At 55.4% G+C, this 7876-nt stretch carries 7 protein-coding genes; 4 read left to right on the forward strand and 3 right to left on the reverse strand.

What is annotated here, in order from left to right; all coding sequences use genetic code 11:
- Positions 1 to 169: 169 nt before the first annotated feature.
- Positions 170 to 2197, forward strand: a complete 2028-nt coding sequence (gene rpoD / locus C7476_RS13660) for an RNA polymerase sigma factor RpoD (RefSeq protein WP_114430437.1) — start codon at positions 170 to 172, stop codon at positions 2195 to 2197.
- Positions 2198 to 2264: 67 nt separating this feature from the next.
- Here the strand turns inward: rpoD and C7476_RS13665 are convergent, their stop codons facing one another.
- Positions 2265 to 2789: a TIGR00645 family protein gene (locus tag C7476_RS13665; protein WP_114430477.1), complete on the reverse strand. Its 525-nt coding sequence runs from the start codon at positions 2787 to 2789 to the stop codon at positions 2265 to 2267.
- Positions 2790 to 2912: 123 nt separating this feature from the next.
- A complete protein-coding gene (locus tag C7476_RS13670; protein WP_245426316.1) occupies positions 2913 to 4949 on the reverse strand; it encodes an OmpA family protein in 2037 nt (678 codons plus the stop codon).
- Positions 4950 to 5166: 217 nt separating this feature from the next.
- Between C7476_RS13670 and C7476_RS13675 the strand changes: the two genes are divergently transcribed.
- Together C7476_RS13675 and C7476_RS13680 are read left to right on the forward strand one after the other, a co-directional pair.
- Positions 5167 to 5622 carry a YcgN family cysteine cluster protein gene (locus C7476_RS13675; protein WP_114430478.1) on the forward strand — a complete coding sequence of 152 codons (456 nt, stop codon included), beginning with the start codon at positions 5167 to 5169 and terminating at the stop codon, positions 5620 to 5622.
- A gap of 287 nt (positions 5623 to 5909) precedes the next feature.
- Positions 5910 to 6251: an antifreeze protein gene (locus C7476_RS13680; RefSeq protein ID WP_114430439.1), complete on the forward strand. Its 342-nt coding sequence runs from the start codon at positions 5910 to 5912 to the stop codon at positions 6249 to 6251.
- Positions 6252 to 6473: 222 nt separating this feature from the next.
- Here the strand turns inward: C7476_RS13680 and C7476_RS13685 are convergent, their stop codons facing one another.
- The gene (locus tag C7476_RS13685) at positions 6474 to 7163 is read right to left on the reverse strand and encodes an SIMPL domain-containing protein (protein WP_425373985.1); all 690 of its coding nucleotides are present in this window, start codon (positions 7161 to 7163) and stop codon (positions 6474 to 6476) included.
- A 188-nt stretch (positions 7164 to 7351) separates the two neighbouring features.
- On the opposite strand from C7476_RS13685, the gene C7476_RS13690 reads away from it, so the two are divergent.
- On the forward strand, positions 7352 to 7645 hold the full coding sequence (locus C7476_RS13690; protein WP_114430441.1) for a hypothetical protein: 294 nt from the start codon (positions 7352 to 7354) through the stop codon (positions 7643 to 7645).
- The last annotated feature ends 231 nt before the right edge of the window (positions 7646 to 7876 follow it).

Here is a 7876-nt window from a genome sequence, read left to right on the forward strand (position 1 = left end):
AGCGTGACGGAATAACAAGGTTAATCCGCCATTAACAGGATTTCGGCTAGTCGATCATTTATACCTTGATGGTGTAGGGGAACCGGTGCGCTGCTGCGCTCGTTGTTTTCATGCATGAACAAAGCGCCCATCAGGGGAACAAAGCGAACACCGCTTGGAGATATAGAATATGGCAACGAAGGCAAAGGAAAACGAAGAAGTAGAAGTCGAGCGCGAAGGCGCGCCAGACGGACCGCTTCTCGACCTTTCCGATGACGCTGTCAAGAAGATGATCAAGCTCGCGAAAAAACGCGGCTATGTGACGATGGACGAGCTCAATGCAGTTCTGCCATCCGAAGAGGTCACTTCCGAGCAGATCGAAGACACCATGGCCATGCTGAGTGACATGGGCATCAACGTTGTCGAAGATGACGAGCAGGACGCTGACGCTGAAGAAACAGACAACAGCGCTGACGAGGAAAGCGATGCCCGCGAACTCGCTGAGTCGACTGGCACTGCCGTAGCGCCGACGACCACCAAAAAGGAACCGACCGATCGTACCGACGATCCCGTCCGCATGTATCTGCGCGAGATGGGCACGGTCGAACTGTTGTCGCGCGAAGGCGAAATCGCCATTGCCAAGCGCATCGAGGCCGGTCGCGAAACCATGATCTCGGGTCTTTGCGAAAGTCCGCTGACCTTCCAGGCGATCATTATCTGGCGCGAGGACCTGAACGAGTCGAAGATCCTGCTGCGTGAAATCATCGATCTTGAGACCACCTATGCGGGTCCCGAAGCCAAACAGGCACCGGTGATCGAACGCGTCGAAGAAGAAAAGCCGGCTGCGGCCAATGACCGGATGCGCAGCCGCCGCGACGATGACGACATCACCAATGTCGGCGGTGACACGCCGGTCGAAGAAGATGACGACGAGGATGATGAGGCAAATCTGTCGCTTGCCGCGATGGAAGCCGAACTGCGTCCGCAGGTCATGGAAACGCTCGACGTTATTGCCGATACCTACAAGAAGCTTCGCAAATTGCAGGATCAGCAGGTGGAAAACCGCCTCGCTGCCTCCGGATCGCTGTCGCCGAGCCAAGAGCGTCGCTACAAGGAACTCAAGGATCAGCTGATCAAGGCGGTCAAATCGCTATCACTGAACCAGAACCGTATCGAAGCGCTGGTCGCCCAGCTTTACGACATCAACAAGCGTCTCGTTCAGAACGAAGGGCGCCTGCTGCGTCTGGCCGAATCTTACGGGGTACGTCGCGAGGACTTCCTCAAGGAATATCAGGGTAACGAGCTTGATCCGAACTGGTTGAAGGCTGTTTCCAATCTGACGACGCGCGGATGGAAAGAATATACCAAGAACGAAAAAGAGACGATCAAGAACCTGCGTACGGAAATTCAGAATATGGCGCAGGAAACCGCCATTTCGATCTCGGAATTCCGCCGCATCGTCAATCAGGTGCAGAAAGGCGAACGTGAAGCCGCGCTCGCCAAGAAGGAAATGGTCGAGGCAAATCTGCGTCTCGTTATTTCCATCGCCAAGAAATATACCAACCGCGGTTTGCAGTTCCTCGATCTGATCCAGGAGGGCAATATTGGCCTGATGAAGGCGGTCGACAAATTCGAATACCGTCGCGGTTATAAGTTCTCGACCTACGCGACCTGGTGGATTCGTCAGGCGATCACCCGTTCGATCGCCGATCAGGCACGCACCATCCGTATTCCGGTGCATATGATCGAGACGATCAACAAGATTGTTCGGACATCGCGCCAGATGCTGCATGAAATCGGCCGTGAACCGACACCGGAAGAGCTGGCTGAAAAGCTCGCCATGCCACTTGAGAAGGTGCGCAAGGTGCTGAAGATTGCCAAGGAACCGATCTCGCTCGAAACGCCGGTTGGCGACGAGGAAGATTCGCATCTCGGCGATTTTATCGAGGACAAGAATGCGCTTCTGCCGATCGACGCTGCCATTCAGGCCAATTTGCGCGATACGACAACGCGGGTTCTGGCTTCATTGACACCGCGCGAAGAACGCGTGCTGCGCATGCGTTTCGGCATCGGCATGAACACCGATCACACGCTGGAAGAAGTTGGCCAGCAGTTCTCGGTGACCCGTGAGCGTATTCGTCAGATCGAAGCAAAGGCACTGCGCAAGCTGAAGCATCCGAGCCGCTCCAGAAAGCTGCGTTCGTTCCTCGACAGCTGATTTTCAGAAGTCATTACAAACAAAAAAAAGCCCGGCCAAGTGCCGGGCTTTTTGTTATGCAGTTCGTTCAGAGCGATGGCTCTTCGGCTTTCTTGTCGCCCTTGTCCTTCACCATCAGCTTATCGATATAGGCGAGAAACAGCGCCGAGAAAACGAAGGCGAGGTGGATCACGGTGAACCATGTCAGCTGTTCGGTACTGAACTGGGTCAGGTTCAGAAAGACCTGCAGCAGATGGATCGAGGATATGGCGACGATGGTCGATGCGACCTTGATCTTGAGCGATCCTGCATCGATCGTTCCGAGCCAGTGAACCTCATCGGCCTGATCGAAGCGGCTGACGAAATTCTCATAGCCTGAAATGATAACCATGACGACGAGGCTGGCGACCAGCGCTGCGTCGATCAGGCTGAGCATTTTGAGGATAGTATCGGTTTCGTTGAGGATGGTGACTTTGGATACGAAGTCCACCAGCTTGCCCGCGAAAGAGAAAGCGTAGATTGCAAGTGCTGCGGCAAGGCCAAGGTAGAAGACAACCAGGAGCCAGCGCGAGGCGAGGATGATGTTTTCGACGAAGATTTCAAGACGTTTCATAAAATAAGGGTCCGGTTGAACAATCGGGCTCAGGTCAACAAATAGCGAGAACATACCCGAACTCAAGGATTTAACACAAAAAACCCGGACCAAAGTCCGGGTTTTTCGCTGGAAGTGCCGGTTTTAGTTGCTGGCCACCGGGGCAACCAGCGGTGTAATGCGGCGAATGGCGACGCGGCGGTTCTCCTGTTCCGGGCCGTCGGCTTTGATTTTCAGATATTGCTCGCCATAGCCTTGGGTAGCCATGTTTTCCGGCGGAATGTCGAAGACATTGGTCAGAGCCTGGGCCACCGATTCCGCCCGCCTGTCCGAAAGGACAAGGTTTGCCTGGTCGGACCCGACGGCGTCGGTGTGCCCCTCGATCAGGAAAGTCTCGGCGGGGTTCTTCTTGAGGATTTGTGCCATGGCCTTTGCAACGCTTTCAATGTGGCTGATCTGGTCTTCGCCGACATCCGCAGAGCCGAACTGGAAGGTGATGGTATCGAGGTCGACGCGGCGAACCTTGTCACGGATGCGTGCCGAGCGCTTGACCTCATCGATCGAATAGATGCGTTCGACCCGTTCGACCGGAGGCTGCTCGAAGAATTCGTACACCTCTTCCTGAGGCGCCTCTTCCGCGTCCAGAATATAGTCTCGAACCGGAATGTTGAGCGCGAGCGGCGGCAGGTCATCACCTGGATCACGCCATTCCAGACGCTCCTCACGGTCGTAATCGGGCGTGTATGTCAGCACAACCTCGTGGCCGTCCGGCATAACGCGAGAGCGCCTGATCACATCGCCATAGCGATTGCGGATCGTGACAATCTGCACGCCATTGTCGCGCACGATGGTTTCTCTCGTACGGTTACGAGGCAAGTCTTCGTAATAGACGTCCTTCGAGTCGCGTGACATGCGCGGCCGGTCGGAGCTCTCGACGTAGACGTTATTGTCGATATTGACGACGGTCCGGTCTCCGAATTTCTTCACTACCTGTACATCGCCTGGACGCTCATCAGGCCTGCGGTCTTTGGTGCGGGTACCCTTTTCGGTGAGTACGGGCTCGATCTTGACGGGAGCAAGCTCCTGTTGAACATCCGCATCGTTCTTTGGCGCTGCGACGGCAGGCTGTTGCGCAACGGGTTTTTGGTCCGCTGGTGCTTCGGCGGCTTGCCCCTGCTTGGGTTTATCGGGAGTCTCGCCCGCGGGTGCCCGTTTTGCGCTGTCGAGTGCTGGAGCAGCGTTTTCCGGTAAAGGCGAAGCTTCCTGCTGCGCGGCTTTGCCGGTGGCTGGATCGACAGGCTTAGCTTCCTTGGTGGTCGGCTCTGCAGGCGCCGCCTGAGAAGGCTGTTCAGCGGTAGCGGGCGCGTCGGGTGCTGGAGCTGCCGGCGTTTCCTTGGCAGCCTTATCAGTTGCCTTCTTTGCGGTCTCGGCAGCTTTGTCTGTTTGCTTGTCAGCCGCCTTCTGGGCGCTATCAGTCTTCTTGCGAGCTTCTTCCTCGGCGGCCTTTTGCGCTTCAGCAGCCTTGTCCGCTTCCTGCTCGGTCGCCTTCTTGACCTTTTCCGCCTCCTTGGCGGTTTGCTTCTCAGCCGCCTTTGCAGCATCGGAGTCTGCCGCTGCCTTCTTTCGGGCTTCCTCTTCTACAGCTTTTTGCTGTTTGGCAGCTTTATTGGATTCGGCTTCGGTGGCCTGCCTGGCTTTTTCGGCCTCCTGCGCCGCTTCCTTTTCGGCGGCTTTTGCAGACTTGGCTTCCTGTGCGGCTTTCTGTTTGGCTTCTTCTTCTATCGCATTCTGTTGCTTGGCGGCTTTGTCAGCTTCCGCATTTGCAGCGCGCTTCGCCTCTTCAGCCTTCTGCTCAGATTCTTTTTCCGAAGCCCTGGCGGCTTGATCGGCCTGGCGTTTCGCCTGCTCTTCAGCCTTCTGCTGTTCCTTCGCTGCGGCGTCCGTTTCCTCAGAAGCCCGCTTCTTTGCTTCTTCTGCCTGACGCCCGCCCTTGTGCTTTTTCAGCTCCTCGACAGGTTGTTCCGCCTGAGGCGCGGTCTCTTCCGCCTGTGCCAACATTTGTGCGGGTACATTGCTGTTTGAGGAAATGAAGGGCCGGTTGATTGGGGGCTGATCTGCCATTGCCGCCGGTGAAGAAAAGAGAATCGCCGTCGATGCAAAAAAGAGTGCTGTCCGTTTCATGTTCATCCCTGTCTCGCGTTTCTTATTGTTGAAACACGTCAAATGTTTGTGATCGCAACCTTGTTCCCGTTTGTGGCAACCGTTTGTTCGGTGCGATCCCGATTAGCAATGGATGAAGGATTGCAGGGGCAGCCTGTATCTCAAGTGAAGACGCTGTTCATCCCGCGTTCATGTTTAAAACGTGGACGCGGCGGCGTCCGGGATGTATTTGAGCCGCATGCCGAAAGAACCGTTCTGGAAAACTAAAACTCTGGACGAGCTGAACCGCTCGCAATGGGAGAGCCTGTGCGATGGCTGCGGGCGCTGCTGCCTGCACAAGCTGGAAGACGAGGACACAGCGGAAATCTATTTCACAACAGTGGCTTGCACCTTGCTGGACGCCGGTACGTGCCAGTGCTCAGACTATACGCATCGCAAGAAAAAGGTGCCGGATTGCGTATTCCTGACACCGGAGATCGTCCGTACAGTCGATTGGTTGCCGGAGACGTGTGGTTACCGTCTGATCGATGAGGGGAAGGATCTTTATTGGTGGCATCCGCTTGTTTCAGGGAACCCCGAAACAGTCCATGAAGCCGGGATCTCGGTGCGTGGCAAGATCACCGCGTTCGATCACGAAATGAAAGAGGACGAAGATTATTTTGATCATATGATGCGGGAAAAATTGCCATCCTGAGAGACCGTTCGGAAACCCTACTGCGGCGGCCATCTGACGCGATTTTCTGCGCTTCCGGTGCTCACGTACTTTAAGTACGCTGCGCTCCGGTTCTCGAAAACCACGCCATATGTCTCGCCGCAGCGACTTTCCCAATGGTCTCTGAGCGATTTCCAAGTGAACGCTGTGTGAATGACGCGTTGAGGATTTGTTCAGATCGTCTGTGGAACAAAGGGCGCCTGTCCGGTTTCAGAATGTCTGAAAAACATCCCCCCAATTTCCGGACAATCAAACAGGAGAACGCTCGTATGGCTAGTCTTTCACTCAAGTTGCTTGCAGTCGGTGCTGCGATCAGCATCGGCGCCATCCTCGGCGCAAACACATCGTTCGCGGCACCAGCCCTTGCTTCACCGATCGTAGTCCGGCACGGGACAACTTCCGCACCACTTGTCGATGTCCAATATCGTTATGGTCATCGCCCATATCGCGCTTGCACTCCGGGTCAGGCTGCCAGCAAGGCAAGCCGCATGGGGATCCGCAACCCACGGGTTGTCGTTAATCGCAACGTCGTTCGTGTATCCGGATGGAGGCGGGGTCTACGCACGGCCGTTGTGTTTGCCCGTGCGCCAGGCTGCCCGATCATCCGCTAATAGCCCATCTCGAAAGTTTACTGCGGCGGTCATCTGACGCAGTTTTCTGTGCTTCCGGTGCTCACGTACTTTATGTACGCTGCGCTCGTCGCAAGAGCGACCCCAAAAACCACGCCATCTAACTCGCCGCAGCGACTTTCCAAACGGACTCCAAGCCATTTACCACAAGAAACAAAAAGGGTGCCGACTGGCACCCTTTTTCATTTCCAAGAATTGATCAGGTCAATTCTTCAATTCGAACGTGACGTTGACATTCACATTGTATGTATTTTCACCCGCAGCAACAGGAACTGAATCCGCGGGTGCGGCAGCCATCATCTTGGCTTGGCCCATCGGCATCGGGCGCGGGCTGTAGGACTGCTCGCTGATCTCGAGCACTTTGCCGAGACCAACACCTGCAGCTTCCGTCAGGGTCTTCGCCTTGGCCAATGCATTTGCAACGGCGTTCTTGCGGGCTTCTTCAACAATTGCCTCGGGTTTGTCATTGGTGAAGGTGAGGTTGCCGCCCTGATTGACGCCAAGCGTCACGGACTGATCGAGAATGTCGCCAACCTTCTTCAGATCGCGCACGCGTACAGTCAATGAATTGGAAACAGCGTAGCCGACGATCTTCGGCGCTTCCGGCGGCTGTGTATTATCCTTGTTGTCCGAGTAGACATAACGAGGCTCGATATTGAAGCCTGACGTCTGCAGGTCGCGTTCGGCGATGCCTGCCTTCTTCATTGCGTCGAGTACCTTGGCCATGGCTTCATTGTTAGCCGTCAGCGCTTCGCGCGCGGTGGGCTTCTCCTGCAGCACCACCAATGAAATAATGGCCATGTCCGGCGCTGATGCTGCTTGGCCCTCGCCAGTAACGACAATGCGTGGACGCGGTGTTTCGTCGGCCAACGCGGCGAACGGCACTGCCATCATTGCGGTTGTCGCAAAGGCCAAGCTCAGAAATTTCGATGTCATGGATATCTCCCCGAATAAGATGGAGCTGCTGCGTCGCAGGTGATTATGGGTGGATTAGGGCAAAAGGCAAAACATTCGAAGACCTATGCATTTTATGCATCCAAACAGTTTCTGAGGCGTTTCCTTTGCAACTAAAGGAGCATGACATGTCTGGTAGAGAACCCAAGAACAGTCCTGAACGTATTGAGCCCCGGGAACCGGCATCGGATATGCCTATCGAAACGCCGGACTTAGACGATATCGGAACCAGCGAAGCGGAGATGCAAGCCGACGATGAGCTTGCCATTCTGGGTGAACGGCAGGTCGAACCGGATGATGCAGGTCTTTCAGAGGAAGATGACGATAATCCGTATCAGGAAAGCGACGAGGCCCTGCCCGACGATGATGAGGAGGCGGAGATCTCGCGCGATCCGGAACGGGAAGGGCATCGCTTCGAGTAACCGGCGTTCGCGAGAGTGGAATCTGCCTGCGGTTTCCTGTTGTCATTCTGCACATAGGTCTTGACTAAAATACAAATGTTCAATATTCGATGTCTTGATTGACCAGCCTCGAAGTCCCCATCAGAGGCTGGCACAGGGAGGCATTGATGGCTACGAATGTTGCATTGACGGGATTGGCGCGGGATATGCAGGCGCGGGCGGATACGGGCCGACCGATCCGCATCGGCCTGA

The organism is Phyllobacterium bourgognense (genome assembly GCF_003337575.1).
Lineage (GTDB): Bacteria > Pseudomonadota > Alphaproteobacteria > Rhizobiales > Rhizobiaceae > Phyllobacterium > Phyllobacterium bourgognense.